Origin of the sequence: Pseudonocardia sp. ICBG1034, assembly GCF_020131375.1 — a bacterium.
Taxonomy (GTDB): domain Bacteria; phylum Actinomycetota; class Actinomycetes; order Mycobacteriales; family Pseudonocardiaceae; genus Pseudonocardia; species Pseudonocardia alni.
The window spans coordinates 249,323-275,511 of record NZ_JAHLEK010000023.1 but is presented as its reverse complement, the minus strand read 5'-3'; the positions used below and the strand labels follow the sequence as shown (position 1 = coordinate 275,511).

The 26,189-nt window shown below is 74.4% G+C and carries 28 protein-coding genes; 16 read left to right on the top strand and 12 right to left on the bottom strand.

Features of this window, described 5'->3' with window-relative positions:
• Window positions 1-50 precede the first annotated feature (50 nt).
• Window positions 51-500 carry a hypothetical protein gene (locus tag KPF22_RS25525; protein WP_224403495.1) on the top strand — a complete coding sequence of 150 codons (450 nt, stop codon included), beginning with the start codon at window positions 51-53 and terminating at the stop codon, window positions 498-500.
• 302 nt (window positions 501-802) lie between these two features.
• Complete coding sequence (locus tag KPF22_RS25520; protein ID WP_208819359.1) at window positions 803-1,240, top strand: BLUF domain-containing protein; 438 nt, start codon at window positions 803-805, stop codon at window positions 1,238-1,240.
• A 6-nt stretch (window positions 1,241-1,246) separates the two neighbouring features.
• On the opposite strand, the gene KPF22_RS25515 is transcribed toward KPF22_RS25520, so the two are convergent.
• The gene (locus KPF22_RS25515; RefSeq protein ID WP_062400406.1) at window positions 1,247-1,708 is read right to left on the bottom strand and encodes a nuclear transport factor 2 family protein; all 462 of its coding nucleotides are present in this window, start codon (window positions 1,706-1,708) and stop codon (window positions 1,247-1,249) included.
• 90 nt (window positions 1,709-1,798) lie between these two features.
• Here KPF22_RS25515 and KPF22_RS25510 point away from each other — a divergent pair, with 90 nt between their 5' ends.
• Window positions 1,799-2,359, top strand: coding sequence for a TetR/AcrR family transcriptional regulator (locus KPF22_RS25510; protein WP_062400408.1), 561 nt, complete (start codon window positions 1,799-1,801; stop codon window positions 2,357-2,359).
• A 7-nt stretch (window positions 2,360-2,366) separates the two neighbouring features.
• Here the strand turns inward: KPF22_RS25510 and KPF22_RS25505 are convergent, their stop codons facing one another.
• The 3 genes from KPF22_RS25505 to KPF22_RS25495 all read right to left on the bottom strand — a co-directional run bounded on the left by KPF22_RS25505 (window position 2,367) and on the right by KPF22_RS25495 (window position 4,790).
• Window positions 2,367-3,200, bottom strand: a complete 834-nt coding sequence (locus KPF22_RS25505) for a MarR family transcriptional regulator (protein WP_224403494.1) — start codon at window positions 3,198-3,200, stop codon at window positions 2,367-2,369.
• Window positions 3,201-3,436: 236 nt separating this feature from the next.
• Window positions 3,437-4,309, bottom strand: coding sequence for a chromosome condensation regulator (locus tag KPF22_RS25500; RefSeq protein ID WP_224403493.1), 873 nt, complete (start codon window positions 4,307-4,309; stop codon window positions 3,437-3,439).
• 22 nt (window positions 4,310-4,331) lie between these two features.
• Complete coding sequence (locus KPF22_RS25495; protein ID WP_224403492.1) at window positions 4,332-4,790, bottom strand: GNAT family N-acetyltransferase; 459 nt, start codon at window positions 4,788-4,790, stop codon at window positions 4,332-4,334.
• Between the two features lie 657 nt (window positions 4,791-5,447).
• Here KPF22_RS25495 and KPF22_RS25490 point away from each other — a divergent pair.
• The gene (locus tag KPF22_RS25490) at window positions 5,448-6,077 is read left to right on the top strand and encodes a hypothetical protein (protein WP_208819354.1); all 630 of its coding nucleotides are present in this window, start codon (window positions 5,448-5,450) and stop codon (window positions 6,075-6,077) included.
• Window positions 6,078-6,165: 88 nt separating this feature from the next.
• Here KPF22_RS25490 and KPF22_RS25485 read toward each other — a convergent pair whose 3' ends face one another.
• From KPF22_RS25485 to KPF22_RS25475, 3 genes are all read right to left on the bottom strand, one after another.
• Entirely contained in the window at window positions 6,166-6,723 is a 558-nt protein-coding gene (locus KPF22_RS25485; protein WP_208819352.1) for a TetR/AcrR family transcriptional regulator, read from the bottom strand.
• Between the two features lie 61 nt (window positions 6,724-6,784).
• Window positions 6,785-7,384 (bottom strand): thermonuclease family protein, encoded by a 600-nt coding sequence (locus KPF22_RS25480; protein WP_224403491.1) that lies wholly within the window; start codon window positions 7,382-7,384, stop codon window positions 6,785-6,787.
• Between the two features lie 48 nt (window positions 7,385-7,432).
• On the bottom strand, window positions 7,433-7,588 hold the full coding sequence (locus KPF22_RS25475; RefSeq protein WP_168172178.1) for a hypothetical protein: 156 nt from the start codon (window positions 7,586-7,588) through the stop codon (window positions 7,433-7,435).
• A 140-nt stretch (window positions 7,589-7,728) separates the two neighbouring features.
• On the opposite strand from KPF22_RS25475, the gene KPF22_RS25470 reads away from it, so the two are divergent.
• The 3 genes from KPF22_RS25470 to KPF22_RS25460 are packed head-to-tail and all read left to right on the top strand — an operon-like array spanning window position 7,729 to window position 9,169.
• The gene (locus KPF22_RS25470) at window positions 7,729-8,220 is read left to right on the top strand and encodes a GNAT family N-acetyltransferase (RefSeq protein ID WP_224403490.1); all 492 of its coding nucleotides are present in this window, start codon (window positions 7,729-7,731) and stop codon (window positions 8,218-8,220) included.
• Complete coding sequence (locus tag KPF22_RS25465) at window positions 8,214-8,702, top strand: GNAT family N-acetyltransferase (RefSeq protein ID WP_208819346.1); 489 nt, start codon at window positions 8,214-8,216, stop codon at window positions 8,700-8,702. The genes KPF22_RS25470 and KPF22_RS25465 overlap by 7 nt, the downstream gene beginning before the upstream one ends.
• Window positions 8,703-8,749: 47 nt before the next feature.
• Window positions 8,750-9,169 (top strand): hypothetical protein, encoded by a 420-nt coding sequence (locus KPF22_RS25460; RefSeq protein WP_083474545.1) that lies wholly within the window; start codon window positions 8,750-8,752, stop codon window positions 9,167-9,169.
• Between the two features lie 11 nt (window positions 9,170-9,180).
• On the opposite strand, the gene KPF22_RS25455 is transcribed toward KPF22_RS25460, so the two are convergent.
• Entirely contained in the window at window positions 9,181-10,251 is a 1,071-nt protein-coding gene (locus KPF22_RS25455) for a 3-deoxy-7-phosphoheptulonate synthase (protein WP_208819342.1), read from the bottom strand.
• A 200-nt stretch (window positions 10,252-10,451) separates the two neighbouring features.
• On the opposite strand from KPF22_RS25455, the gene KPF22_RS25450 reads away from it, so the two are divergent.
• The gene (locus KPF22_RS25450; RefSeq protein ID WP_224403489.1) at window positions 10,452-11,249 is read left to right on the top strand and encodes a carbon-nitrogen hydrolase family protein; all 798 of its coding nucleotides are present in this window, start codon (window positions 10,452-10,454) and stop codon (window positions 11,247-11,249) included.
• A 44-nt stretch (window positions 11,250-11,293) separates the two neighbouring features.
• Here KPF22_RS25450 and KPF22_RS25445 read toward each other — a convergent pair whose 3' ends face one another.
• The 3 genes from KPF22_RS25445 to KPF22_RS25435 form a co-directional block, all read right to left on the bottom strand.
• The gene (locus tag KPF22_RS25445) at window positions 11,294-11,593 is read right to left on the bottom strand and encodes a 4a-hydroxytetrahydrobiopterin dehydratase (protein ID WP_062400425.1); all 300 of its coding nucleotides are present in this window, start codon (window positions 11,591-11,593) and stop codon (window positions 11,294-11,296) included.
• A 105-nt stretch (window positions 11,594-11,698) separates the two neighbouring features.
• Entirely contained in the window at window positions 11,699-12,628 is a 930-nt protein-coding gene (locus tag KPF22_RS25440; protein ID WP_224403488.1) for an ABC transporter permease, read from the bottom strand.
• Complete coding sequence (locus KPF22_RS25435) at window positions 12,625-13,620, bottom strand: ABC transporter ATP-binding protein (protein WP_374107531.1); 996 nt, start codon at window positions 13,618-13,620, stop codon at window positions 12,625-12,627. The genes KPF22_RS25440 and KPF22_RS25435 overlap by 4 nt, the downstream gene beginning before the upstream one ends.
• A 95-nt stretch (window positions 13,621-13,715) precedes the next feature.
• On the opposite strand from KPF22_RS25435, the gene KPF22_RS32785 reads away from it, so the two are divergent.
• Both KPF22_RS32785 and KPF22_RS25425 read left to right on the top strand, forming a co-directional pair.
• On the top strand, window positions 13,716-14,543 hold the full coding sequence (locus KPF22_RS32785; protein ID WP_307799088.1) for an NUDIX domain-containing protein: 828 nt from the start codon (window positions 13,716-13,718) through the stop codon (window positions 14,541-14,543).
• A gap of 78 nt (window positions 14,544-14,621) precedes the next feature.
• Complete coding sequence (locus KPF22_RS25425) at window positions 14,622-15,614, top strand: hypothetical protein (RefSeq protein ID WP_224403487.1); 993 nt, start codon at window positions 14,622-14,624, stop codon at window positions 15,612-15,614.
• Window positions 15,615-15,869: 255 nt separating this feature from the next.
• On the opposite strand, the gene KPF22_RS25420 is transcribed toward KPF22_RS25425, so the two are convergent.
• The gene (locus KPF22_RS25420) at window positions 15,870-16,019 is read right to left on the bottom strand and encodes a hypothetical protein (protein WP_208819333.1); all 150 of its coding nucleotides are present in this window, start codon (window positions 16,017-16,019) and stop codon (window positions 15,870-15,872) included.
• Window positions 16,020-16,143: 124 nt separating this feature from the next.
• On the opposite strand from KPF22_RS25420, the gene typA reads away from it, so the two are divergent.
• The 6 genes from typA (at window position 16,144) to KPF22_RS32780 (ending at window position 26,171) form a co-directional block, all read left to right on the top strand.
• Window positions 16,144-18,039, top strand: a complete 1,896-nt coding sequence (typA, locus tag KPF22_RS25415) for a translational GTPase TypA (RefSeq protein WP_208819368.1) — start codon at window positions 16,144-16,146, stop codon at window positions 18,037-18,039.
• A 152-nt stretch (window positions 18,040-18,191) separates the two neighbouring features.
• Window positions 18,192-20,051: an ABC transporter family substrate-binding protein gene (locus tag KPF22_RS25410; protein WP_208819331.1), complete on the top strand. Its 1,860-nt coding sequence runs from the start codon at window positions 18,192-18,194 to the stop codon at window positions 20,049-20,051.
• Window positions 20,052-20,370: 319 nt separating this feature from the next.
• Window positions 20,371-22,074, top strand: a complete 1,704-nt coding sequence (locus KPF22_RS25405) for an ABC transporter substrate-binding protein (protein ID WP_208819328.1) — start codon at window positions 20,371-20,373, stop codon at window positions 22,072-22,074.
• A gap of 86 nt (window positions 22,075-22,160) precedes the next feature.
• The gene (locus tag KPF22_RS25400) at window positions 22,161-23,093 is read left to right on the top strand and encodes an ABC transporter permease (protein ID WP_062400435.1); all 933 of its coding nucleotides are present in this window, start codon (window positions 22,161-22,163) and stop codon (window positions 23,091-23,093) included.
• Window positions 23,094-23,114: 21 nt separating this feature from the next.
• On the top strand, window positions 23,115-24,089 hold the full coding sequence (locus tag KPF22_RS25395) for an ABC transporter permease (protein WP_062400437.1): 975 nt from the start codon (window positions 23,115-23,117) through the stop codon (window positions 24,087-24,089).
• A 3-nt stretch (window positions 24,090-24,092) separates the two neighbouring features.
• A complete protein-coding gene (locus tag KPF22_RS32780; RefSeq protein WP_308010469.1) occupies window positions 24,093-26,171 on the top strand; it encodes an ABC transporter ATP-binding protein in 2,079 nt (692 codons plus the stop codon).
• Window positions 26,172-26,189 lie beyond the last annotated feature (18 nt).

The following is a 26,189-nucleotide window of genomic DNA, read 5'->3' as shown; positions in this document are numbered from 1 at the left end:
CGGGCCCCGGGGCGGGGCCGGCGTGACCGGCTGGGGGGACGACGATGGGCATGGGCCGCTTCGCCGTGGCGGCCGTCGTCGCCGCCGTGTTCGCCACGAGCGCGTGCGCCGCCGCGTCCGGCGCCGAGCGGGCCACCACCCCGGAGCCCGCGGCCGCCCCGGTGTCCGCGTCGTTCACACCCGCCACCGGTGTGCTGCCCCGGGCCGGGACGGGCTCGTCCGTGCCGGGTGCGGCGGTGGACGGCGCGATCGTCGCGGCCCGCCGGGCGATGGACCGGGCCGCGGCCGCCGCGGCGCGGGCGGCGGAGGAGGGCCGGGCGGCGACGTCCGGCGACGACTGCGCGGCACGGGCGATGACGGCCGGCCGGTTCGACCCGTCGTGCTCGGCCTACCAGGGGTACCTCGACCCGGGCACGTCCGCGGGCCGGGCGCCGACCAGCGGCGAGACCCAGATGCAGTACCTGTGCGAGCGGGGCCTGGCGCCCCGGAGCGACTGCTGACCCGTCGCGGCGCACGGTGCGACGTCACCGGCGAGGGCGCGCCGCTGCGGGTCCGGGTCGACGGTGCGGAACGGCCGGGTCACGGTGTGGCGGTGCGGGACGGACGGCAGGTTCGGGTGGACGTCCGGTTCGACGGGACCCGCTGACGGTCGCTCTTCCGACAGGTTGTCTCATATCGCGACGCCGCAGTGTGTCCCACGCCACTACGGTCGGATCATCCGTGACGATCACCCGGGATCCGGGCTCGTGACGGTTCCGCGCCCGACCCGGTGACGCGGCCCGACCGACACGGGGGAAGCCACATGGCCGAGCAGGTCCACCGGTTGATCTACCGCAGTCACAGCACCGTGCCGCGCGAGCGCCGCGACGAGGTCCTCGCCGAGATCTTCGACGTGGCCCGGTCGAAGAACAAGAAGGCCGGTGTCACCGGTGCGCTGCTGATCTCCGACAACTGGTTCGTCCAGACCCTGGAGGGCGACGAGACGGTCGTCACCGGGCTGTTCGAGAAGATCCGGGAGGACGACCGGCACACCGATGTGTCGGTCGTCGAGTCGACGACGGCCCAGGCCCGGGTGTTCTCCCGCTGGTCGATGGCCCGCATCTCGGTGATCGGGCGCTCGGACATCCCGCTGCACGACGTCGACGGCCGCATCCGGCCCGCCGCACCGGACCAGCCCGGGCGTGAGCAGCAGGAGCTGCTCACGCGGATGCGGAACACCATCGGGGCGGACTCGGTCTGACCCGGCTCACCGCAGCGGGATGTCGACACCCCGCTCGGACTCGGGGCGCGGACCGTGGATCCGCCGCTCCGCCTCGGTGATCGGGACGTCGTTGATGCTGGCCTCGCGCCGCCGCATGAGTCCCAGCTCGTCGAACTCCCACAGCTCGTTGCCGTAGCTGCGCCACCATCGGCCGTCGGCGTCGCGGGACTCGTACTGGAACCGGACGGCGATGCGGTTGTCGTCGAACGCCCAGAGGCTCTTGCGCAGCGCGTAGTCCTGCTCGCGCTGCCACTTCGCCGTCAGCAGCTCGACGATCTCCTGCCGGCCGGTGGCGAAGGTGTCGCGGTTGCGCCACACCGAGTCCGGTGTGTACGCGCCCGCGACGCGCTCGGGGTCCCGGGTGTTCCAGGCGTCCTCGGCGGCCTGCACCTTCTGGCGTGCGGTCTCCGCGGTGAACGGCGGGTAGGGCGGACGGCCATCGGCCACGACTGTCTCCTCGGTCAGTCGAGAACGAGCGTTCTCGATCTGCTCCGGTAACGTAGGGAACGATCGTTCTCGATGTCAAGGAGGTCATCGGTGCCCGCGGCCATCACCGAGGAACAGGCACGTCTCGACCGGGACGGCCTGCTGGACGCAGCGGAGCTGCTGTTCTACGAGCGCGGCATCCGAGCAGTCGGGATGGACCGGGTCAGGTCGGCGTCGGGGCTCCCGCTCACGCGGATCTACCGGGACTTCGCGACCAAGGAGGACCTCGTCGTCGCGGTGCTCCGTCGGCGCGACGAGCGCTGGCGGGGCGACCTGGCGGCGTACGTGACCCGGGTCGGGGACCCGCGGCGGCGGCTGCTCGCCGTCTTCGACTGGCTGGGGGAGTGGTTCGCCCGGCCCGGGTTCCGCGGCTGCGCGTGGATCAACGCCTACGGCGAGCTCGGCAGCACCTCGGAGCCGGTGCTGCGCGAGGTGCGCAGCCACAAGGAGCTGTTCCACCGGCAGCTCGGGGAGTGGGCGTCGGCGGCCGGGGTGGATCCCGTCGAGCCGGTCTGCCTGCTCGCGGAGGGGGCGATGGTGACCGCGGCGATCGGCGGGAGCCCGGAGCCGGCGCGGCAGGCGCGGGCGGCGGTGGCGGCGCTGCTGCCCTGACCGGCGGTCACTGCGCCCAGGCCGCCGACATCACCGCGGACAGCGGCTCCAGCTCCGCGGCCAGCTCGTCGAGCTCCGCGTCGGACAGGGCCGCGTACGGCGGCGCGGCCAGCTCGTCGGTCAGCGCCTCCACGCGCGCCTTGACGTCCCGGCCCGCGTCGGTGAGCCGTCCGTCGTCGTCGACCAGGCCGCGTCGCCGCAGCCCGGACATGACATCGGCCAGCCGGGCCGCCGGCAGGTGGTGCACGCGCCCGAACGTCACCGGCGGGTGGATGCCCATGTCCAGCGCCGACAGCAGGTGGGCCTCGGTACCGCCGACCCGCTCGGCGAGCAGGGCGGTGACGTGCCCGTCGCCGCGGTGCTCGCGCAGCGTCGTCGCGGACTGCCACAGCCGGGTCAGCGGGTCGCCGGGGGCCTCCAGGGTGCGCATCCCCGCGTACATCACCCGGCCCTCGGTGGGGGCGCTCGTCGCGGCGGTGGTGAGCAGGTCGGCGGCCCGGGCCACACCGGGCGACCCGGACAGCTCGGCGCCGAGGATCCGGCGCAGCGCCGCGACGCTGCCCCGTCGCCACGCGGCGAAGGACTCCTCCGGCGGGACCGTCGCCCAGGCGCTCGGGATGTGCCGGGCCGCCTCGCCGTCGGCGAAGCTGTAGAACGCCGCGTGCACGACCTCGGCCGGGACCCGGCCGAGCGGCGCGGCCCGGCTCGCGAAGTAGCCGTCCCAGTAGGTGCGGTGGCCGAGCGCGGCCAGCTCCTCGTTCGGCTCGTCGGCGAGGTAGGTGGCCAGGCAGATCGGCTCGGTCAGCCCGAACATGCGGCGTGCGGTGGGTGCGAAGGACATGACCGGTACGACCGGGCGGGCGTCCGGAACTGATCGGCCACCCGGGCCGGGCGGTGGACACCGGCCGGCCGGTCCCGGTGCGCCACGCGGCGGCGTCGCCGGTGGCGCGGGGCCCGACGAGGCAGGCCACGTGCACCGGCCCGTCGACGCGCGACGCGTGCCCGGACGGGTGGGCGCCCCGGGCGGCCGACGTCGCCGGGGACCCCCGGACAGCCCGGTCCGGCTCGTCTGCGGCCTCACCCGACCCGAGAGGATGATCGCGCACCCGAGGATCCGCCCGGCGCGGTGACGGCGAGGGTCCAGCCGTCGACGTCGCAGCGGCCGTCGGAGCCCTCGCCCGCGGCGACGACGGTCCCGTCGGCCCGCAGCCCGATCGTGTGCGCCGACCCGGCGGCGACCGCGACCACGTCCCGCCAGGTCCCGACGGCGCACTGCCCGAGGTCGTCGTCCCCGGCGGCGACGGTCGTCCCGTCCGCGCGCAGCCCCACCGTGTGTCCGCTGCCCGCGGACACGGCGACGACGTCGTGCCATCCCGCGACGTCGCCGCCACCCCGCCCGGTGGTCACGACCGTGCCGTCGGCCCGCAGCCCCACGGTGTGCAGGTACCCGGCCGACACCGCGACCAGGTCGTGCCATCCGCCGACCGCGCACTGGCCGTACCGGTCGTTGCCGGTGGCGACCGCGGTGCCGTCCTCGCACAGCCCGACGGAGTGCCAGTCGCCGCAGCTCAGGCCCCGGACCCCGCGCCATCCGCCGACCGCGCACGCGCCCTCGGCGGCGCGGCCCGCGGCGAGCACGGTGCCCTCGGCGCGCAGCCCCAGCGTGCGGCGCCACCCCGCGGCGACCGCGACGACCCCGTGCCAGCCGGCGACGGCGCACTCGCCGTCGTCGTCGCGGCCGGTGGCCAGGACCGTGCCGTCGGCGCGCAGCCCGACGGTGTGCGTGCGGCCGGTGTTGCGGGCGGTGTGGACGTTCCCCACCGCGACGGCGACGACGCCGGTCCAGCCGTCGACGGCGCACTCCCCGGCGCGGCCGTCCCCGACCGCGACGACGGTCCCGTCCGCCCGCAGCCCGGCCGAGTGCCGCCGGCCCGCGGCGAGGACACCCATGTCGCCAGGATGCACGGCCGGCTCAGCCCAGCCGGCCGTGCACGGCGTCGTCGTCGACGGTCACGTCCGCGCCCAGCCCGCGCAGCACCGCGACCGCCGCGGCGTTCGCCGGGGTCGTCTCCGCGACGACCGGGCCGTCGGCGCGTGCCACGAGCATCCGGAGCACCGCCCCGCCGACCCCGCGGCCCCGCCACGGCCGGGCCAGCCAGATCCCGGCCTCCTCGCCGCCCTCGACCGGTTCCAGCCGCGCCGCCCCGGCCACCTCCCCGTCGACGACGACGGCCCAGGTCCGCTCCACCGGCACCTGCGCCGCGACCGACCGCTCCCGGTGGAACGCGACGAACGCCGCGCGCCGCGGCGTCGTCCAGCCGGGTGGGCCGGGCACCGGGGGCATCACCTCGAGCGGGTCCGCCCCGGCCGCTGCCGTGTCGCACAACATCGCCAGCAGGGACTCGTCGAGGCGCCTCAGTCCGATGTGCACCCGCCCAGGATCGCGGTCACCCGTCCGGTGCGTCACCGGGTTTCCGGCGGGCGGGCACCGTCGCGGCCCGAGCGGCGGCGGGATGACCCGGCGGAGGAGTGATCTGCACCGACAGCGTTACTCCGGACGGACCACGTCGTTGACCATCGTGAGGGACCGCGCCGACGTGCGACAGTCTGGTGCGAAAGGCTGTCCAGTCCCGTCCCGTGCCGCCGTTCGGCGATCGATACACACCCGACGGCCGTGCCCCGCGCGACGAACGGTCGAGTCCCGTCGCGCCGTACGGCCCATTCCCGCAGGTGGTCGCGGGTGTCGGAGGACTACCGGGCGGGTCCGACGGTGACTCCGGGAGCTAGAGACGCCTGTTCCGCCCTGTCGTTGCGCCGCTGTGATCCATCCCACTTCTCGGTGCCTTTCTGTAACGATCGGCGAGCTGTCGATCTTCTACGGAGAGTAGCTAAACGACACCTGACGGATAGCACTGTGTGTAGTTGTTCGGCGGCGAACGGTCGGTTCGGGCGAACGGAAGCAGGCACAACGCCGCCCGAACGAGGGGGTGCTCTCGCTTCGGTGATCGGCGTCCGTACGTTCTGCGGCACCGGCCAGTGACGGAGTGTCAGTACGACGGCCGGATCACATCGCCACAGAAGGAGTGCCATGAACGCCCCCGAGACGACCCCCGCCCGTCGTAACGCCCGGCGGATCGCCACCGCCGGCGTCCTGTCCGTCCCGCTGGTCCTGGGTTCGGCCGGAATGGCCTTCGCCGGTGACTACGGCGACGGCGGCAAGCACCACGACAAGGGCCGCGACTGCGCGCCGTCGTCCGCCTCGCAGAAGGGTGGCCTGCTCGGCCTCGACGCGGCCGTCGACCCGCAGCTGAACGTCGGAGGCATCCTGAACCAGGGTGCGGTCTCCCAGCACACCACGAAGCTCGACCGGTCCAACTCCGGCATCGTGCAGAGCGGCTGCGGCGCGGGCGACGCCGTGCAGGTCGACGACCTGGTCGGGCTGGGCCTGGACGTCAGCCCGTCGGCCAACATCGGCGGCATCCTGAACTCCGGCCCGGTGCAGCAGTCGACCACCACCGTCGACGACTCCAACAGCGGGATCCTGCAGTCCGGCGGCAAGCACGGCGGTGGCGGGCACGCCTCGCAGCGCGGCGGCCTGATCGACGTCGCGGCCACCGTCAACCCGTCGATCAACATCGGCGGCCTGCTGTCCGGCGGCCCGGTGTCGCAGTCCACCACCACGGTCGACCAGGGCAACTCCGGCATCGTCCAGGGCTGAGCTCCGCGGGACACCCGCGAGGCGCGTACCGCCCGGGCCGCTTGACCCGGCCCGGGCGGTACGGCCGACCGGTCCCTCCGAGCGGAGCTCAGAAGTCCCGGCGGACCAGCATCCGCCACGCCCACCCGGCCGCGACGTCGGGTGGGGGCAGCGGGTCGCGTTCCAGCCAGCTGGCCGCGACCCCGAGCAGTGTCCAGGTCAGGCCGGCGGCGAACACGTCCAACGGCATGCCGAACGCGTCCTCGGAGACACCCAGCCGCACCGTCGTGTCGGCGACGACCGACTGCATCCGCCGGCGCATCCCGGCTGCCGCGTCCGGCGCCGCGGCACCGCCGAGCGCCTGCCGGTACAGCGGGGCGTGCTCGGCCAGATGAATGAACCAGCGCAGCAGCGCCGCGGGCGGCTCGGGCCCGATGTCGTCCATCGACAGGTCGGACAGGTCCGCCCCGGCGTCCGCCGCCCGGTTGGCGAGCGCGTCGGCCAGCAGCATCTCCTTGTCGGTGTAGTGCTGGTAGAAGCTGCTGCGGTTCACCGACGCGTGCTCCGCGACGTCGGCGATCGTGATCGACTCGAGGGTGCGCTCCCTGGCCAGCGCGAGCAGCGCGTCCTGGAGACGTCGTCGCGTGCGCACCGCCCGGGGATCCACGCTCAGCATTCTGCCGAACGGGTGACACCCGGCTGCGACGGCCCACCGCGTCGCCGTCCGGTCAGGACGTCCGGTTGCACGGCGGCCCCCACATGCCGGCCCGCCGGTCCTGCGCGATGCGTTGCCCGGCCTCGAAGCCCGGCCGGTAGCGGCCCTGCCCCGGGCCCACCCAGCCCGCGACGAGCGCCGCGTCGGTGTAGGACTGCTGCGTCCCGACCACGAGGTACGCGGGCCAGGCCGGGGCGTCCGCCGCCGGGGCGGGCAGCGTCGGGTCCGGCACCAGGGTGACCTCCTGACCGTCGAGGAAGCCCTGGGCGAACCGCTGCGCGTCGGCCCGCGCGCACGGCGGCGTCGAGGCGGTGTCCACGCCGATCACCGACACCGTCACCGGACGGCCCCCGACGTCCACCACGACCGTCGCCGGGTCCACGACGCGCTGCACCCGCCCGTACAACGTCGGCGGGCCGGTGAGCGGGCCGAGCGCGGCCGTCCCCGGTTCGCCGGCCAGGGCCGGGCCGTCGGACATCCGGCCGATCGTCAGCCCCCCGACGATTCCGAGGGCGACCAGCGCCAGCACGGTCAGCATCGCGATCATGCGGCGTGGGCCGGTGGACCAGGCGGACCGGAGTGTCCGGGCGCGGTGGCGCGGTTCGGGCAGCATGACTGGAGTTCGTACCGAATCGGGCGTCCGGTTGCCTGTCGGGCGGGATCAGGGACATCCGGCCGCGGTCCAGGCGGCGGAACAGCCGGTGCCCGCGGAGGCTGGCCCGGCGACCCCGGTCCCGAACAGGGCGAGCGCGAGGACGGCGCCGGCCAGCAGCAGACGGGGTCCGGTGGGACGGGTGCGGCGGCGCGGCGCGGTCATGCCGGTCCTCTCGCCGGACAGCAGGCCGATGTTGCGCCGTCCGGACCAACCTCATCAGGATTGTCGATCGCCGGACACGCGGCGGGACCGCTCCGGGGCGCTGCTAGGTTCGGCGCCTCCATCCGTCCGGGAGGCCATGCGTGATCACCGTCCGGGATCTGGGACCCGACGACTGGGAGACCTGGCGCGACCTGCGCCTCGCCGCCCTGGCCGAGGCCCCCGACGCGTTCCACAGCCGGCTCACCGACTGGCTCGGCGCGGGGGAGCGGGAGTGGCGCGACCGGCTGGCCGCGCCCGGCCGGTACCTGGTGGTCGAGGTCGGCGGCCGCCCCGCCGGGCAGGTCGTGGCCGTCCCGCCGGACGGCGACGGCGTCGCCGACCTCATCGCCCTGTGGGTCGCCCCGCACGCGCGCGGGGGCGACGCCGCGACCGCGCTCGTCGACGCGGTCCTCGACCGCGCCGCCGGGTGGGGCGCCCGGACGCTGGCACTGCACGTGGTGATCGGCAACGACCGCGCCGCGGCGTTCTACCGGCGGCTCGGGTTCGTCGACCGGGGTGTCGTCGAGCGGCCCGACGGCATCAGCGAGACCCGGATGGACCGGCCCGTGGGCCGTCCGGCCCCGCGGTGCTGACCGTCCGGCCCGCGGCGCCCTCCGACGACCCCGGGCTGACCCGGATCGACGCCCTGACCTGGACCGCGGAGGTCAGCCCGGCCCCGCCGCGGCCCGAGCCGTTCCTCGACCGGACCCCGGTCGGGGACGTGCTCGTCGCCGACGACGACGGCGCCGTGGCCGGCTACGTGATCGTCGGGGCCGCTCCGCCCGCGGTCCCGGCGCACGACCACGTCCGCTGCATCGGGGGTCTGGCGGTGCACCCTGGGCACACCGGCCGCGGCGTCGGCCGCGCGCTGGTCGACGCCGCGGTGGCCCGGGCCCGCGACAGCGGCGGCCGCAAGGTCACGCTGCGGGTCCTCGGCCCGAACACCCGGGCCCGCGGGCTGTACCGCCGCTGCGGGTTCGTCGAGGAGGGCGTGCTGCGCGCCGAGTTCGTGCTCGACGGGGTCGCCGTCGACGACGTCCTGATGGCCAGGCACCTCGCTCCGCCGGTCGGCTGACCTGCGGCGACGCGGAACTGTCGGGGGTCGGTCGTAGCGTCGGAGCCATGACCAGCGCCCTGCCGTCGCCCCCGGCCTCGCCACCCGTCCCGGCCCGGGTGGCCGCCGCGCTGCGCGCCTCCTGGGGCCGCGACACCTGCGATGTCGCGGACGTCACCGGCTGGACCCCGGACCGTCCGTCGCGGGGCCAGTGCGGGGCGACGGCACTGGTCCTGCACGACCTGTTCGGCGGTGACCTGCTGCTGGCCGAGGTGTGGCAGGCCGACGGCCGGCTGCAGGGCTACCACTGGTGGAACCGGCTGCCCGGCGGCGCCGAGGTGGACCTCACCCGGGACCAGTTCGGCCCGGGGGAGACGGTCCACCCGCCCCGGGTGGTCGTGCGCCCGGAGGGCCCGCCGCGGCGCTGCCGCGCGCAGTACGAGCTGCTGCGCCGGCGGGTCCTCGACCGGCTGGACGGCCCGGGGTGAGCGGCCCGGGCTCAGCGGCGGCCGCGGCGCACGGCGTCGGCGAGCGTGCCCAGCAGCTCGTCGGTGGTGCCCCAGGACATGCAGGCGTCGGTCACCGAGCGGCCGCGGACCATGTCCGGGCCCAGTTCCTGGCGTCCCGCCTCCAGGAAGCTCTCCATCATCAGCCCGGTGACGGCCCGCTCGCCGCCCGCGATCCGCTCGGCCAGCTCCGCGACGACGCCGGCCTGCCGCACGTGGTCCTTGCCGCTGTTGCCGTGGCTGGCGTCGACGACGACCCGCTCCGGCAGACCCGCCGCACGCAGCCCGTCGGCGGTCGCGGCGACGTCGGCGGCCGAGTGGTTGGGGGTGGCCCCGCCGCGCAGGATGACGTGGGTGTCGGGGTTGCCGGTGGTGGTGACCAGGCCGGCGAGCCCGTCGGCGTTCACTCCCATGAACACGTGCGACGCCGCGGCCGCGCGCATCCCGTCGATCGCGGCGCGGATGTCGCCGTCGGTGGCGTTCTTGATCCCGACCGGCATCGACAGGCCGCTGACCAGCTGGCGGTGCACCTGGCTCTCCGCGGTGCGGGCGCCGATCGAGCCCCAGGTGACCACGTCGGCGATGTACTGCGGGGTGATCGGGTCGAGGAACTCGCAGCCGACCGGCAGCCCGAGCGCGGAGATGTCGAGCAGCAGCTTGCGCGCGGTGCGCAGCCCGCGGTTCACGTCGAAGGTGCCGTCCAGGCCCGGGTCGTTGATCAGGCCCTTCCAGCCGACGGTCGTGCGCGGCTTCTCGAAGTAGGTGCGCATGACCACGCACAGCTCGCCGGACAGCTCCTCGGCCCGGGCGGCGAGGCGGTGGGCGTAGTCCAGGGCGGCGTCCGGGTCGTGCACCGAGCACGGCCCGACGACGACGAGCAGCCGGTCGTCGTCGCCGTCGAGGACGTCGGTGACCGCGGCGCGGCCGCGGGTGACGGTCCCGGCGACCCGGGGGTCGCAGGGCAGGTCGTGCCGCAGCAGTGCGGGCGAGATCAGCGGGCTGATCCGCTCGATGCGGCGGTCGTCGGTCGGGGCGACCTGCAGGGGGGTGGTGCTCGCACTCATCGGAGACGGTGGTCCTTACCCGGCGGACCGCCCCGGATCACCTCGACCGAGCCGGTCCGGAATGCCGGCTCGAGGGGATGGAGGTCAGCGCGCTACGGCACCTGCCAGCCCATCCCGGGCCGGCCGGCGAAACCAGTAGTACGCGTTCAGCACGAGGCGACCGTACCCCACGCCGACAGCAGGCGTGGTACCACCGGCACATGCGGATCGCCCTCGCCCAGATCGTGTCCACCCCGGATCCCGAGGAGAACCTCGCCGAGGTGGAGCGCCGCACCCGCACGGCCGCCGACGCCGGCGCGCAGCTCGTGCTGTTCCCCGAGGCCACCATGTGCTGCTTCGGGGTCGCGCTCGGCCCGGTCGCGCAGCCGCTGGACGGACCGTGGGCGACGCGGGTCCGCGAGGTCGCCGCGGCGGCCGGGACCACCGTCGTCGCGGGGATGTTCACCCCGTCCGGGGACGGCCGGGTCCGCAACACGCTGCTCGCCACCGGCGGCGGCGTCGACACCCACTACGACAAGATCCACATGTTCGACGCGTTCGGCTTCGCCGAGTCCGACACCGTCGAGCCCGGCACCGAGCCGGTCGTGGTCGGGGTGGGCGGTGACGAGCCGGCCACGGTCGGCCTGTCCACCTGCTACGACGTGCGCTTCCCCGGCCTGTACCAGCGCCTCGCCGACGACGGCGCCACCGTGCTGCTGGTCCCCGCCTCCTGGGGCGCGGGCCCGGGCAAGCGCGAGCAGTGGGAGCTGCTGGTGCGGGCCCGTGCGCTGGACACCGGTTCGTTCGTCGTCGCGTGCGACCAGGCCGACCCGACGACGGTCGGCCGCGAGCACGGCAGGGCGCCGACCGGGATCGGGTACAGCCTGGTCGCCGGTCCGCGCGGCGAGGTCGTCGACGCACTCGGCGCCGAGCCCGGGCTGCTCGTGGTCGACGTGGACCCGGCGGCGGCCACGACCGTGCGCGAGCAGATCCCGGTGCTGGCCAACCGGCGGTTCTGAGCCGCGTCCGGCCGTTCGGCGGTGCGGCGGCCGCCCGGGGCGGCTCAGCCGCCCGCGGTGCTGAGGCGGTCGGAGATCTGCGCGGCGAGGTCGACGTCCTTCGCGGTCAGTCCGCCCTCGGAGTGCGTGGACAGCCGGAACGTCAGCGTGGCGTAGCGGATGTCGATGTCCGGGTGGTGGTCGGCGGCCTCGGCGTCCTCGGCGACCCGGTCCACCACCGCGATCGCGGCCTCGAAGTCGGGCAGGGTGGCGGTGCGGACGATGGAGTCGCCGTCGCGGTCCCAACCGGGCAGCTTCTGCAGGGCGTCGGCGATCTCGGCGTCGGTCAGCGTCGGGGTGGGCATCGCCCCATCGTGGCGCAGACGGCGCACCCCGTCGCGGTGGAGGGTGTCCGAATCCTCCCGGTGGAGCAGCCCGCTCCCGGTGGAGCGGCGGCCGGCCGGGAGCGCTCAGCCGTCGCGGCGGGTCAGGGCGAAGACCACGGCACCCGCCCCGGCGACGGCGAAGCCGGCCGCCCGCGCCGTGGTCGCCCACAGGGCCGACGGGTCGGCGGGCACCGCGAGGATCCCGGCCAGGACCTCGTGCCAGTGCCCGGACGGCAGGACCGGCGCGATCGGCTCCCACAGCACGGTCGCCAGGGGCGCGACGGTCAGCGCGGCCAGACCGGTCGCGACCACCCCGGCGGGGCGGCGGACCAGCGCCGACATCGCCAGCAGCAGCATCCCCAGCCCGCACAGCTGCACCGCGGCCCAGCCGGTGAGCACCAGGGCCCGGGCCACGGTGGCGCCCGCCCCGAACGGGCCGGCACCCAGGGCGAGGCCGCCGCAGACCAGGGCGGAGACGACCGTCGTCGCCGCGGCGAGCAGCGAGGTCACCGCGACCGCGGCGGCCTTGAGCCCGAGCAGCCGTCCCGGGCCGACGGGGGACAGCCGCAACGCGTCGAGGGTCCCGCGGGCCCGCTCCGCGGCGAACGCGTCGGCCGCCACGAGCACGACGGGCATCCCGAGCGCGAACGCCGCGGGTTCGGACAGGGCGACCGTCAGGGTCCCGAGTGCGAAGGACAGGCGGCCGGCGTCGGTGGCGAGCGCGATCGTCGCCAGCAGCGGCACCAGCGCGGCCGCCGCGAGGACGACCGCGGTGCGCGGACGCAGCAGGGCCAGCTCCAGCTCCGAGCGGAGCAGCCGGCCGAAGGGCGCCGAAGTGGGGCGGCGTGCCGCCCGACCGGCCGTGGGGCCGGAGCGCGAGCCCGCGGACCGCACCCGTGCCGGTGCCTCCGAGGGGGACGGCCCGGTCCGGGGGAGGGGGGCGGCGGCCCAGTCGTCGTCGGGCCGGGGAGCCGCGGTGCCCCGGGCGTGTTCGGGACGCACGCCCGCGCTCACCGTCCCGCTCCGTACCCGGCACCCGCCGGGGCCGGTTCCTCGGTGAGCCGGGCGAAGAACTCCTCCAGCCGGGCGGCGGGCCGGGTCACCCCGTGCACGGCGACACCCGCGTGCACCAGCGTCGCGACGACGTCCGGCGCGGCGGGCCCGGCCGGCACGAACACCCGGTCCCGGGCTCCCGGCTCGGCGTCGATGCCCCGGGCCAGCAGGGCCGCGACGGCGCGCTCGCCGTCCGGCGTCGTCACCACCAGCGCCGAGGGGCCGGAGTCGACGAGCTCGTCGAGCGGGCCGGCGCACAGCAGGCGCCCGGCCCGGAGCACCGCGACGTGGCTGCAGGTCGCCTCGATCTCCCCGAGCAGGTGCGAGCTGACGATCACCGTCGCGCCCGCGGCGTTCATCTCCGCGATCAGCCGGCGCACCTCGCGGGTCCCCGCCGGGTCCAGCCCGTCGGTCGGCTCGTCGAGCACGACCAGACGTCGCCGGGTCAGCAGCGGCACGGCCAGACCGAGGCGCCGCCGCATCCCCGAGGAGTACTCACCGGCGCGGCGGTCGGCCGCCTCGGCGAGCCCGACCCGGCGCAGCACGGCGTCGACGGCGGCCGGGATCCGTGCCGAGTCCAGCAGCGGTTCGGCGGCCGCGGCCCGCAGGAGGTTCTGCCGGCCGGTGCGGTGCGGGTGCAGCGCGGGCGCGTCGACCAGGGCTCCGACGTGCGGCAGCACCTCCGACGCGCGGTACGGCAGCCGCCGTCCGAGCAGCTCGACCTCGCCGTCGGTGGGGGCGAGCAGCCCGAGCAGCATCCGCATGAGCGTCGTCTTGCCCGCGCCGTTGGGGCCGAGCAGCCCGAGGACCGCGCCCATCGGCACGTCGAGGTCCACCCCGTCGACCGCGCGCACCGCGCCGAAACCGCGGGACAGGCCGATCGCGCGCACGGCCGGTGGGCGGGGCGCGGCGGTCGGCTCGGGGGAGTCGGCGGGGGCGGACGTCCGGTACACGGGACCCAGCGTGACCGTGCGGCGCCGCGAGCGGGCCGTTTCGGCGAGATCGGTCGGCCCGGCCGGGTGCGGGTCCGGCTGCGAGGATCAGCGGTGTGCCGGTGCTGAGCCTGGACCATCATGTGGACGGACCGCCCCGACTCGTCGCGGGGGTGCTGCGTGAGTCCGCCCCCTCGGCTCGCGCGGTCGCGCGGGTGGGAGCCCGGTTCACCGCGCCGTCGGCGCTGCTCGTGGCCGGGGACGAGATCCGGGTCGCGCTGCCCGGCGGGTTCCCCGCCTGCCGGACCCGGATCACCCGCGCCGGGGCCGACGGGTTGTGGTCGGAGCTGGCGGCGGGGCCCGCGGCGGTGCTGCGGCACTCGACCCGGGTCACGCCCGCGGACGGCGGCGGCAGCCACGTCCACGACGAGCTCACCTGGGAGCCGCCCCTCGGTGTGCTCGGCCGCCTCTCCGACCCGGTGCTGCGCCACTACGGGGCGCGGCTGCTCCGGGCCCGCCGTGACGTGCTCGCGGAGCGGGTCGCGGAGCTGGGCCGGGCCGGGGTGGTCGTGGGAGCGGCGATCGTCCGCGACGGCAGGCTGCTCGTCGCCCAGCGCTCCTACCCGGCCGAGCTGGCCGGACGCTGGGAGCTGCCCGGCGGTGGCGTCGAGGACGGCGAGAGCGAGCAGCAGGCGCTGGTCCGGGAGTGCGCCGAGGAGCTGGGCGCCCGGGTGGTGGTCGGGGAGCGGCTGGGCACCGACCTGCCGATCGGGCGACGCGTGCTGCGGATCCACACCGCCCGGGCGGCGGCCGGTTCCCCGGAGCCGGAGGCCCGCGAGCACCGGGCGCTGCGCTGGGTGGGGCCGCACGAGGTGGCGGCCCTGGGCTGGCTCGACGCCGACCGGGCCGTCGTCGCCGAGCTGGTGGACCTGCTGCGGACCTGACGCGCGGTCCCCGGTGCCGGAACGACGATCACCGCCGGATCGGTGGAACCGATCCGGGCCGGGCGTCGTCCAAGCCGCATGAACCGGAACACCACCGCCCCCGTCCCGTCCGCCCTCCCGACCGCCGCGCACGGGCCGGCCCGCCGCCGCACGTCGCGCGGCACCGACCCGCTCGCCCGGCTCGTCGCCGCGCAGGACGGCCTGGTCACCCGGGCGCAGGCGCTGGCCCACGGCCTGTCGACCGACCAGGTCGACCGCAGGCTCGCCGCCCGGCGCTGGATCCCCGTGCACCCCCGCGTGTACCGGCACACCGCCCACCCGCCGAGCGAACGGTCCCGGGTCCGCGCCGCCGCACTCTGGGCGGGGGAGGACGCCGTGCTGACCGGGGCCGCCGCGGCCTGGTGGTGGGGGCTGATCCCGTCGGCACCCGCGGTCGTCACGGTCACCGTGCCGCGCCGGCGGGCTCCGCGGTCGCGGGCGGGGGTCCTCGTCCGGCGCCGGGACCTGGACCCGCGCGACGTCGTCACCCACGACGGGGCGGTCGTCGCCCGTCCCGCGGCCGCGGTGCTGGAGGCCGCGGCCGATCCGTCGGTCCCCGGGGACGCGCTGCTCGACCGCGTGCTCACCACGGGCTCCGTCGGTGCGGCCGAGCTGGTCGAGGCGCACGCCCGCAACCTCGGTGCGCACGGGTCGGGTCCGGTCGGCCGGATGCTGGCGGAGGCGTCGCGCCGGGGCGCCGTCCGGGCCCGGCACGGGCTGCGGGCGCTGCTCGCCCGGAGGGGGGTGCGGGCCTGGCGCACCGACGTCACCGTGGCCGGGGTGCTGCTCGACCTCGCGTTCCCCGCGGCCCGGCTGGCGGTCGAGGTGCACGACCCGGTCGACCCCGGGACCGGCGCCGACGGCTCCGGCCCCGCGTGGCGGCGGGCGGTGCTGCGCCGGCACGGGTGGCGGACGCTCGTCGTCGAACCGGCGGAGCTCCGGTGCCCCGACGAGCTCCTGGACCGCCTCCGCGAGGCGGTGACCGGGCACCCGGCGGGGCCCGGCGGTACCGCGGGGCGGGCCGCGGGGTGAACGACCGGCGAACGCCACCACACACGGTGTCACCGGACCACTCGGACGACTGTGATTCCGGCCATGCCGGCACCGCGCAGCGGACGCGTCGTCGCAGCGTACGGGGTGATCATGAAGGCCGGTCCGGGGTCCGGGCGCACGACGACCCGGACCTGCCGGACGACGTCGACCGGCCTGCCGCCCTCCTGCCGGACAGGCGGTGCGCACGCACCCCGCAGCGCGACGTCGTCGCAGGTCAGCGGGTCATACGTCCGTTCAGTAGATGCGCGCGATCTTGATCGCGCGGGTGAGTGCCTTGCCGCTCAGATCGTCCGCACCCGCCTTGCGCAGCCGCAGTGCGACGACCGGACAGCTCTTGCACCGCTTCGGCTTGGACCGGCAGCACTTCTTCTTGACCTTGCTCATGATGAGGTCAGGCTAACCTGCGCCCGGGGCAGGGTGAAGGACTTGCAGCGGATACCGTTGAGGTGTGACCATCCCTCGTTCCGCCTCGGCCCTCGACGCTCGTTCCTCGCTCGAGAGCGACGCCGTGCCCGATCGGGCCGGTCGACCCGAGCTGCGCAACGTCGCGATCGTCGCGCACGTCGACCACGGCAAGACCACGCTCGTCGACGCGATGCTCCGCCAGTCCGGTGCCTTCGCCGAGCGCGCCGAGCTCGTCGACCGGGTCATGGACTCCAACGACCTGGAGCGCGAGAAGGGCATCACGATCCTCGCCAAGCACACGGCGGTGAACTGGCACGGCACGACGATCAACGTCGTCGACACCCCCGGCCACGCCGACTTCGGCGGCGAGGTCGAGCGCGGCCTGTCCATGGTCGACGGCGTGGTGCTGCTGGTCGACGCCTCCGAGGGCCCGCTGCCGCAGACCCGCTTCGTGCTCCGCAAGACCCTGACCGCCGGTCTGCCCGTCATGCTCGTGGTCAACAAGACCGACCGCGGCGACGCCCGGATCGCCGAGGTCGTCGACGAGTCCCTCGAGCTGCTTCTGGAACTGGCCGACGAGCTGGAGCTCGACGAGTCGGTCACCGCCCACCTGCTCGACCTCCCGGTCGTCTACGCGTCCGGCCGCGCCGGCAAGGCCTCGCGGATCCGTCCGGCCGACGGCGAGCTCCCGGACTCCGACAACCTCGAGCCGCTCATCGAGACCCTGCTCGACGTCGTCCCGCCGCCCGCCGACGACGTCGACGCCCCGCTGCAGGCGCACGTCACGAACCTCGACGCGTCCAGCTTCCTGGGCCGCATCGCGCTGTGCCGCGTCCGCGCCGGCGTGCTGCGCCGCGGCCAGCAGGTCGCCTGGTGCCGCGAGGACGGGACCACGCCGCGGGTGAAGATCACCGAGCTGCTGCGCACCGAGGCGCTGACCCGCGTCCCCGCCGACGAGGCGCGCGCCGGTGACCTGGTCGCCGTCGCGGGCATCGCCGAGGTCACCATCGGCGACACCCTCGCCGACCCGGAGTCCCCGGTCGCGCTGCCGCGCATCCACGTCGACGAGCCCGCCATCTCGATGACGATCGGCACCAACACCTCGCCGCTGGCCGGCCGCGACCCGCACCCGGGCAAGAAGCTGACCGCCCGCCTGGTGAAGGGCCGGCTCGACGCCGAGCTGGTCGGCAACGTGTCCATCCGCGTGCTGCCGACCGAGCGCCCCGACGCCTGGGAGGTCCAGGGCCGCGGCGAGCTCGCGCTGGCGATCCTGGTCGAGACCATGCGCCGCGAGGGCTTCGAGCTGACCGTCGGCCGGCCGCAGGTGGTCACCAAGACCGTCGACGGCACGCTGCACGAGCCGTTCGAGCAGCTGTCGGTGGACGTGCCCGAGGACAGCCTCGGCGCCGTCACCCAGCTGCTCGCCGCCCGCAAGGGCGAGATGGGCGACATGGTGCACGGCGACGGCCGGGTCCGGATGGAGTTCCGCGTCCCGTCCCGCGGCCTGATCGGCTTCCGCACCGAGTTCCTGACGATCACCCGCGGCGCGGGCATCGCCAGCCACGTCTTCGACGGCTACGGCCCCTGGGTCGGCGAGATCCGCACCCGGAACAAGGGCTCGCTGATCTCGGACCGTTCCGGGCCGGTCACCCCGTACGCGATCGACCAGCTCGCCGACCGCGGCACGCTGTTCGTCGGGCCGACCACGCTGGTCTACGGCGGGATGGTCGTCGGGGAGTACACCCGCAACGAGGATCTCGAGGTCAACATCACCCGCGAGAAGAAGCTGACCAACATCCGCTCGTCGACCTCCGACGTGCTGGTCAAGCTGATCCCGCCGACGATCCTGAGCCTCGAGCAGTCGCTGGAGTTCTGTGCGACCGACGAGTGCGTCGAGATCACCCCGGAGAACGTCCGGATCCGCAAGATCGAGCTGGACCCGAACCTGCGGGCCCGTGCCCGGTCCCGCGCGAAGGCCGCGGCCAACGCCACGAAGTGACCCGTACGGCCCGTGCGCTGCGGTGTTGCGTATCGGTGAGCAGAGCAAAGCCTCACCGACACCCGGCCCCGCTGCGTATCGGTGAGCAGAGCGGAGGCGCCCGCCGGACCCCGTCCGGCGGGCGTGCCCGCCCCGGTGGGGATACTGCGGACGTGAGAGCACGTCGACGCTTCCGGGCGCTCCCGGCGCTCCTGCTGGTCGCCCTGCTGGCGCTGACGGGCTGCGCGGCGGACCCGCAGCCGGCACCCCCGCCGGAGACGAACCGCCCGACCGAGCCGGTCACCGCCCCCACCCGGGTGGTGGTCGGCGTCGACGACCTCGGGCCCGGGTTCAACCCGCACCTGCGGTCGGACCAGTCGGCGGTCACCACGGCGATCGCGTCGATGACGCTGCCGTCGGTGTTCCGGCCCGACGACCGCGGCGTGCCGCAGCTCGACACGACCGTCGCCACGTCCGCGACGGTCACCTCGCAGAGCCCGTTCACCGTCAGCTACGAGCTCAACCGCGACGCCGGGTGGTCCACCGGCGCCCCGATCGCCGCCGAGGACTTCGTCTACCTCTGGCAGCAGATGCGCAGCCGGCCCAACACGATCGGCGCCGCGGGCTACCGCGAGATCACCGACGTGCGCTCGCGTGCCGCGGGCAAGGCCGTCGACGTCGTGTTCCGCGAGCCCTACCCGCACTGGCGGGAGCTGTTCGGCAACCTGCTGCCCGCGCACCTGCTCAAGGACGCGCCGGGCGGCTGGACCGCCCCGTTCGCGGGCGGGGTGCCCGCCTCGGGCGGCCCGTTCCGGCTGATGCAGGTCGACCGCCTCCGCGGCGAGGTCCTGCTCGCCCGCAACGACCCGTACTGGGCGACCGCCGCGGTCGTCGACGAGATCATCCTGCGCCGCATCCCGGCGAACACCCTGCCGACGGCGCTGGAGAGCCAGGGAGTCGACCTCGCCCTGCCCGACGCCCGGCCGGAGATCACCCAGGCCCTCGACGTCCTGGCCCGGGGCCCCAAGCCGCCGACGGTGCAGCGCGGGCCGCGCCCGGCCGTCGAACAGCTGGAGTTCCGCACCACCGACGGTCCGCTGGCCGACCCCCGGGTCCGCGAGGGCATCGCGGCGCTGCTGGACCGCGACGCGATCCGCGAGCGCGTCAACCCCGACGCCGTGGCCGTGAACGCCTTCGGCGCCGCCCCGTCGGACCCCGGCTACGCGCCGACCGCTCCCGCCGGCGCCCCCGGCCGACCCGATGCGGCGGCGGCCGCGGCCGCGTTCACCGAGGCGGGCTACGTCCGTGGTCAGGACGGCCGGTGGACCCTCGGCGGGCGCCCGCTCGGCGTGGTCATCGGCGCCGGGGCCGAGCGGACCGAGGACGTGAACGTCGCCCGCGTCGTGGCCGAGCAGCTCAAGGCCGGCGGCATCGGCGCCACGATCGTCGCCCCGTCGGCACCGGACCTGCTCACCGACCCGAGTGTCGCCCCGACGACGCCGACCCCGACCACCACCCCCGCCCCGGGTGCGGGCCCGGTCCCCGGCGGCAGCGCCGCACCGGTCACCACGCCCCCGGCGGCCCCGACCACGACGACCGCCGCCCCGACGACGTCCGGTTCCCCCGACTCCGGGACCCCGGTCGCCGTCGACGTGCTCGTCGCACCCCGTGCCGCCTACGGTGCGATCGGGCCGCGGCTGGACTCCGACTACGGCTGCCCGGCGGACGCGGTGCCCGGCGAGCTGCCGGGCGTGGCCTGCTTCCCCGCGCTGCAGCCGCTGCTCGACGAGCTGCTGGTCGCCGAGAGCCCGGACCCGGCCGTCGTCGCCGAGGCCGAGCGGGTGCTGTGGCGCCAGCTGCCCGCGCTGCCGCTGTACCAGGCGCAGGGTCTGGTCGTCAGCAACCCGCAGACCGACGCCGCCACCCGGGTCACGCCCGGCCCGATCGCGACCGGCCCGATGTCGGGCGCCCGGACCTGGGCCGAGCCGGAGGGCTCGGGCGAGCGCCCGACCGGCGACGACGACCCGAACTGACACCGTCGGACGCGTCCGTTCGGACGCACTCCGCTGCTGCACGGTGACGGCGAGTGGTACGTAAGTACCAACTATGTTTCGGCATGCATCGAGGGCTGTGCGACGCAACGGTCCCGTTGTTACTGTCCGGTTCGGCTGCGAGCCCGTTACGCCGTTCAATGGTCACCGTTTCGCCACGATCGGCGTCGGACCTCGCTGCTGGAGGGCCGCGATTCCTAGCGTGCCTCCCGACGGGCCGCGGCACACATCCGGTGGTCCGTCGCGTCCCGGACGGGTGCGACAACGGCGTGCGCCCACGACATCTCGAGAGGCACGGCAGATGAGGGGAAGAAGGGCGGCCGCCTCGGCCATCGCCCTGACCGCGGTCGTGGGGCTCGTCCTCACCGGCTGCAGCCAGCAGAGCAACACGGGGGGCAGCGGCAACACCGCCGCCGGGTTCGAGGAGACCCCTGACCAGCCGGAGGTGCCCGGCAAGCCGGGCGGCACGTTCCGGCTGGCGATCACCGAGCCGACCGCGATCGACCCGTATAACACCCAGGAGTCCGAGGGGACCCTGGTGAACCGGGCGCTGTTCACGGGCCTGATCCGGGTCAAGCCCGACGGCGACGTCTACGACGGCGTCGCGTCGAAGTGGACGCCCAACCAGAACTGCACGCAGTGGGTGTTCGACCTCAAGCCGGACCAGAAGTTCTCCAACGGCGAGGTGCTGAACTCCACCTCGTTCAAGCGGGGCTGGGAGCGCACCGCGGCCAAGGCCTCGGCGTCGGAGGTCTCGTACCACCTGGACGAGGTCCAGGGCTACGACCAGATCCAGGCCGGGACCGCCAACGCGCTGTCCGGCGTGGACGCGACCAACCCGAACCAGCTCAAGGTCACGTTGTCCAAGCCCGACTGCGAGTTCGAGCTGCGGACCTACCACCCGGCGCTGAGCCCGGTCCCGTCGACCGCGGGTGCGGCGGACAACAAGACCTACAACGACCTGCCGATCGGTAACGGCCCGTTCAAGATGGACGGCCCGTGGCAGCACGACCGCGGCATCAAGCTGGTCCGCAACGACGCCTACACCGCGGGGACCAGGGCGAACCTCGACGCCGTCGAGATCACGATCGTCCCGTCCGGCGAGGGCGGCGGCGTCACCGCCGAGTACAACGGCTTCCAGAACGGCCAGTTCGACTGGGCGCGCATGCCCACCCCGGTCCTGAACCAGGCCAAGTCGACCTACGAGCCGCAGGGCAAGTGGTTGAACAAGAAGACCAACGGCAACAACTACCTGCTGGTCTCGGTCACCACCGCGCCGCTGAACAGCGCGGACGCCCGCAAGGCCGTCTCGATGGCGATCGACCGCAACGCGATCGTGCAGGGTGTGCTGCAGAACTCGACCTCGCCGGCCGACGCGCTCATCCCGCCGAACTTCCCGGACGCCTACACCCCGGGCGTCTGCACCGCGTGCACCTACAACCCGGACGAGGCGAAGCGGCTCGCGCAGCAGGCCGGTCTCACCCCCGGCACCGAGGTGAAGCTGCAGTACAACACCGGTGCCGGTCACGAGGAGTGGACCGCGGCGGTCAAGCAGCAGCTCGAGCAGAACCTCGGGCTGAAGGTCACCTACACCGGTGTGCCGTTCCGTGACCTGCTCGACAACGAGCAGCAGCCCGAGGCCTCCGGCCTCTGGCGTGCGGCGTGGAGCGCGGACTACCCGACCCCGGGCAACTACCTGTTCCCGCTGCTGGCCACCCAGTCGATCGGTGCGGCCTCGCCGAGCGAGCCTGCCCAGGGCGACAACCGTGGCCGCTACTCCAACCCGGAGTTCGACAAGCTGCTCGCGCAGGCCGCGCAGACCCAGGACGAGGCGGCCCGCAACGACCTCTACAAGCGGGCCGAGAAGATCGCCATCGGCGACGACCTCGCGCTGATCCCGCTCTGGTTCCGCCAGCAGTCCCGCCTGGTCAACACCGAGAAGTTCGGCAACGTGAACATGGACTTCTCCGAGGACCCGACGTTCGACACGATCACCCTCAAGTGACGTCCCGCTGACGCGGCCCGCGTCCCGGTGACCCCGGGACGCGGGCCGTCGTGCGGCGTTCCCACCACACGAAAGTCCGTGCTTCCATGGGCAGATTCATCCTCCGGCGGCTGCTCCAGGGGATCCTGGTCGTCGTCGTCACCGCGTTCCTGATCTTCATCGCGACGTTCTCGCTCGGCGACCCCTTCGCCTCCACCGGGGAGAAGGTCGTCCCGCCCGAGGTCGCCGCGATCAACCGCGCCAAGTTCGGTCTCGACCAGCCGCTGCCGGTCCAGTTCGTGAACTACCTCGGCAACATGGTCACCGGCGACTTCGGTCTCGACTTCGACCAGCGGCGCCCGGTCTCCCAGCTGCTCGCCGAGACCGTCCCGAACACGATCCTGCTCGCCGTCGTGGCGCTGCTGTTCCTCGTCCTGTTCGGGGTGACGGCCGGCGTGATCGCCGCGGTGCGCCGCTACTCGTTCTGGGACGTGTTCGTCACCGTCGTCTCCACCATCGGCATCGGTGTCCCGGTGTTCGTCGTCGCGATCTTCCTGGTCGCGAACGTCTCCGGGGTCGGGCCGTTCCCGCCGGTACCGCGCAGCTTCCTCGAGGAGGTGCCCTGGTACTGGGACGTGATCCTGCCCGCGTTCACCCTCGCGATCATCGAGTCGGCGTTCGTCGCCCGGCTGATGCGGGGGTCGATGCTGGAGGTCCTGCAGGCCGACTACATCCGCACCGCACGCGCCAAGGGGCTGTCCGAGCGGACGGTCATCGGCAGGCACGCCATGCGGACGTCGCTGCTGCCCGTCGTCACGTTCGTCGGGCTCACCCTGGGCACCTACATCGGCGGCGCGATCGTCACCGAGACGGTGTTCCAGTACAACGGCGCCGGATTCCTGCTGGCCCGCGCGATCACGAACAACAACGCGCCGGTCATCATGGCGGTGGTCGTCTACAGCGTGGTGGCGTACGTGCTGCTCTCCATGCTCGTCGACATCCTCTACGCCTACCTCGACCCGCGCATCCGCCTGAGCTGACTGAGTGAGGCGATCCCTCGCATGAACCCACCACCCACCCCCGGCGCGCCGGCCACCGATCCGGCCGCCGCGCTCGGACTGCCGGGCGGCGACCCCGCCGAGGCCGTCACACCGGCGCCCGACGGTCCCCGTCGCGCGCGGTCCAACGGCCAGTTCGCCGAGATCTGGCGGCGCTACCGCCGCAACAAGCTCGCGATGGCCGGGCTGGTCATCGTCGCGTTCGAGATCGTCATGGCGATCATCTCGCCGTTCTCGACGCCCTACGACCCGTTCGAGCAGAACCTGCTCAACACGCTGCAGCCGCCGTCGTCGGCGCACTTCTTCGGCACCGACGTCCTCGGCCGCGACCTGTACTCCGGGATCATCTACGGCGTCCGGCTGGCCATGATCGTCGGCCTGTCCGTGGTCTTCTTCTCCCTCGTCCTCGGGCTGACGCTCGGTGCACTCGCCGGGTTCAAGGGCGGCGCCTGGGACGCGGTCATCGCCCGGATCATCGACATCTTCCTCGCGTTCCCGCCGCTGGTGGGCGCACTGGTGATCGTCCGCGCGGTCGGCGGCGGGACGCTGCCGGTCGTCATCGCACTCGTCGCACTGGGCTGGATGACGACCGCCCGGCTGATGCGCGGCCAGGTGCTGGCCCTGCGGGAGGCCGAGTACGTCGAGGCGGCCCGCTCGATCGGGGCGGGCACCCGGCGGATCCTGACCCGGCACATCCTGCCCAACGCCGTGGCGCCGGTGCTCGTGTACTCGTTCACCTCGATCGGCGTGGTCGTCGTCGCGATGGCGACCCTGTCCTACCTCGGCGTCGGCGTCCCGCCGGACGTCCCCGAGTGGGGCCGGTTGATCTCGCAGGCCTCCCAGTACCTGTCGGTGCCGGGCAAGAGCTTCCTGTGGATCTTCCCGTCCGCCGCCATCGCGATCACCACGCTGGGCTTCGCGTTCGTGGCCGACGGCCTGCGCGACGCCCTCGACCCCAAGCTGCGCGGGAGGAACTGACCCGTGACCGAGAACCGAAGCGAGCACATGCTCGAGGTCCGCGACCTGCGGGTGCACTTCTCCACCGACGCCGGAGTGGTCAAGGCCGTCGACGGCGTCAGCTGGCACGTCGACCGGGGCGAGACCCTGGCGATCGTCGGCGAGTCCGGCTCCGGCAAGTCGGTGTCGGCGATGAGCCTGATGGGCCTCGTGCCGACCCCGCCGGCGACGTTTCCCAGCGGCGAGGTGCTGCTGGAGGGCCGCTCGCTGCTGACGATGTCGGAGTCCGAGCAGCGCAAGCTGCGCGGCAAGGACATCGCGATGATCTTCCAGGATCCGCTGACCGCGCTGAACCCGGTCTACAAGGTGGGCGACCAGATCGCCGAGATGATCCGGGCGCACGACCGCCAGGCCGGCAAGGTCACCGCCCGCCGCCGCGCCGTCGACCTGCTCGGGGAGGTCGGCATCCCGAACCCGGCCGCGCGGGCGTCGCAGTACCCGCACGAGTTCTCCGGCGGGATGCGCCAGCGCGCGATGATCGCGATGGCGCTCGCGAACGACCCGAAGGTCCTGCTGGCCGACGAGCCGACCACCGCGCTCGACGTCACCGTGCAGGCCCAGATCATGAACCTGCTCGAGAAGCTCCAGGAGCAGCGCGAGACGGCGATCGTCCTGATCACCCACGACCTGGGCCTGGTCGCGGCGCACGCCGACCGGATCATGGTCATGTACGCGGGCAGGGTCGTCGAGACCGGGACCAACGACGAGATCTTCGCCGAGCCGCGGCACGCCTACACCTACGGGCTGCTGTCGTCGCTGGCGCGGATGGACCAGGCCCGGCCGGAGAAGTTGGAGCCGATCCCCGGGCAGCCGCCGAACCTCGCGCACGTCCCGTCGGGCTGCGCGTTCCACCCGCGCTGCCGGTTCGCCACGTCGTCCTGCGCGGAGAGGACCCCGGAGCTGGTCCAGCTCACCGACCGGCCCGGTCACCAGCATGCCTGCCTGCACTCCGACGAGGTCGGCGAGGCCGCCGCCACGCCGCGCGAGCCGGTCGTGCCGGGGTCCGAGGCACACGTCGCGGAGACGGCGACCGACGAGCCGATGCTGCGCACCGCGGGACTGACCAAGTCGTTCCCGATCCGCTCCGGCGTGCTGTTCCAGCGCACCGTCGGTGTGGTGCAGGCCGTCGACGGCATCGACCTGGAGATCCCCGAGGGGCAGACGCTGTCGCTGGTCGGCGAGTCCGGCTGCGGCAAGTCGACCGCGGCCCGGGCGATCCTGCGGCTGCACGAGCCCACCGCCGGCAGCGTGCACATCAACGGCCGCGACGTGACCGCGCTCGGGCAGTCCGAGCTGCGCTCGGCCCGGGAGGACATGCAGATCGTCTTCCAGGACCCGTACGCGTCGCTGAACCCGCGCATGACGGTCCGGTCGATCCTGTCGGAGAAGTACGAGCTGCTCGGCGGCGAGCTCACCGACTCCACGATCCCGGAGCTGCTCGAGACCGTGGGGCTCTCGGCCGAGTACGCCGAGCGCTACCCGCACGAGTTCTCCGGCGGACAGCGCCAGCGCGTCGGCATCGCCAGGGCGATCGCGCTCAACCCGAAGTTCGTGGTGCTCGACGAGCCCGTCTCGGCCCTGGACGTGTCCATCCAGGCCCAGGTGCTCAACCTGCTCGAGCAGCTGCAGCGCGACTTCGGGCTGACCTACCTGTTCATCGCCCACGACCTGTCGGTGGTGCGCCACATCTCCGACCGCGTCGCGGTGATGTACCTGGGCAACGTCGTCGAGGTCGCCGACCGCGACGACCTGTTCGACCGGCCGCAGCACCCCTACACCCAGGCCCTGATCTCGGCGGTGCCCGTCCCGGACCCGGAGGTCGAGCGGGTGCGGGAGCGGATCGTGCTGACCGGGGACGTGCCCAACCCGGCCGACCCGCCGTCGGGCTGCCGGTTCCGCACCCGGTGCTGGAAGCACCTGGAGCTGCCCGACGCCGACAAGGCGCGCTGCATCGACGAGAAGCCGGTCCTGGAGATCGCGTCCGGCCCGGGGCACCGGGTGGCCTGTCACTTCGCCGAGGAGCGCGCGCTCCTGCGGACCTGACCGAGCACGACCCGTCCG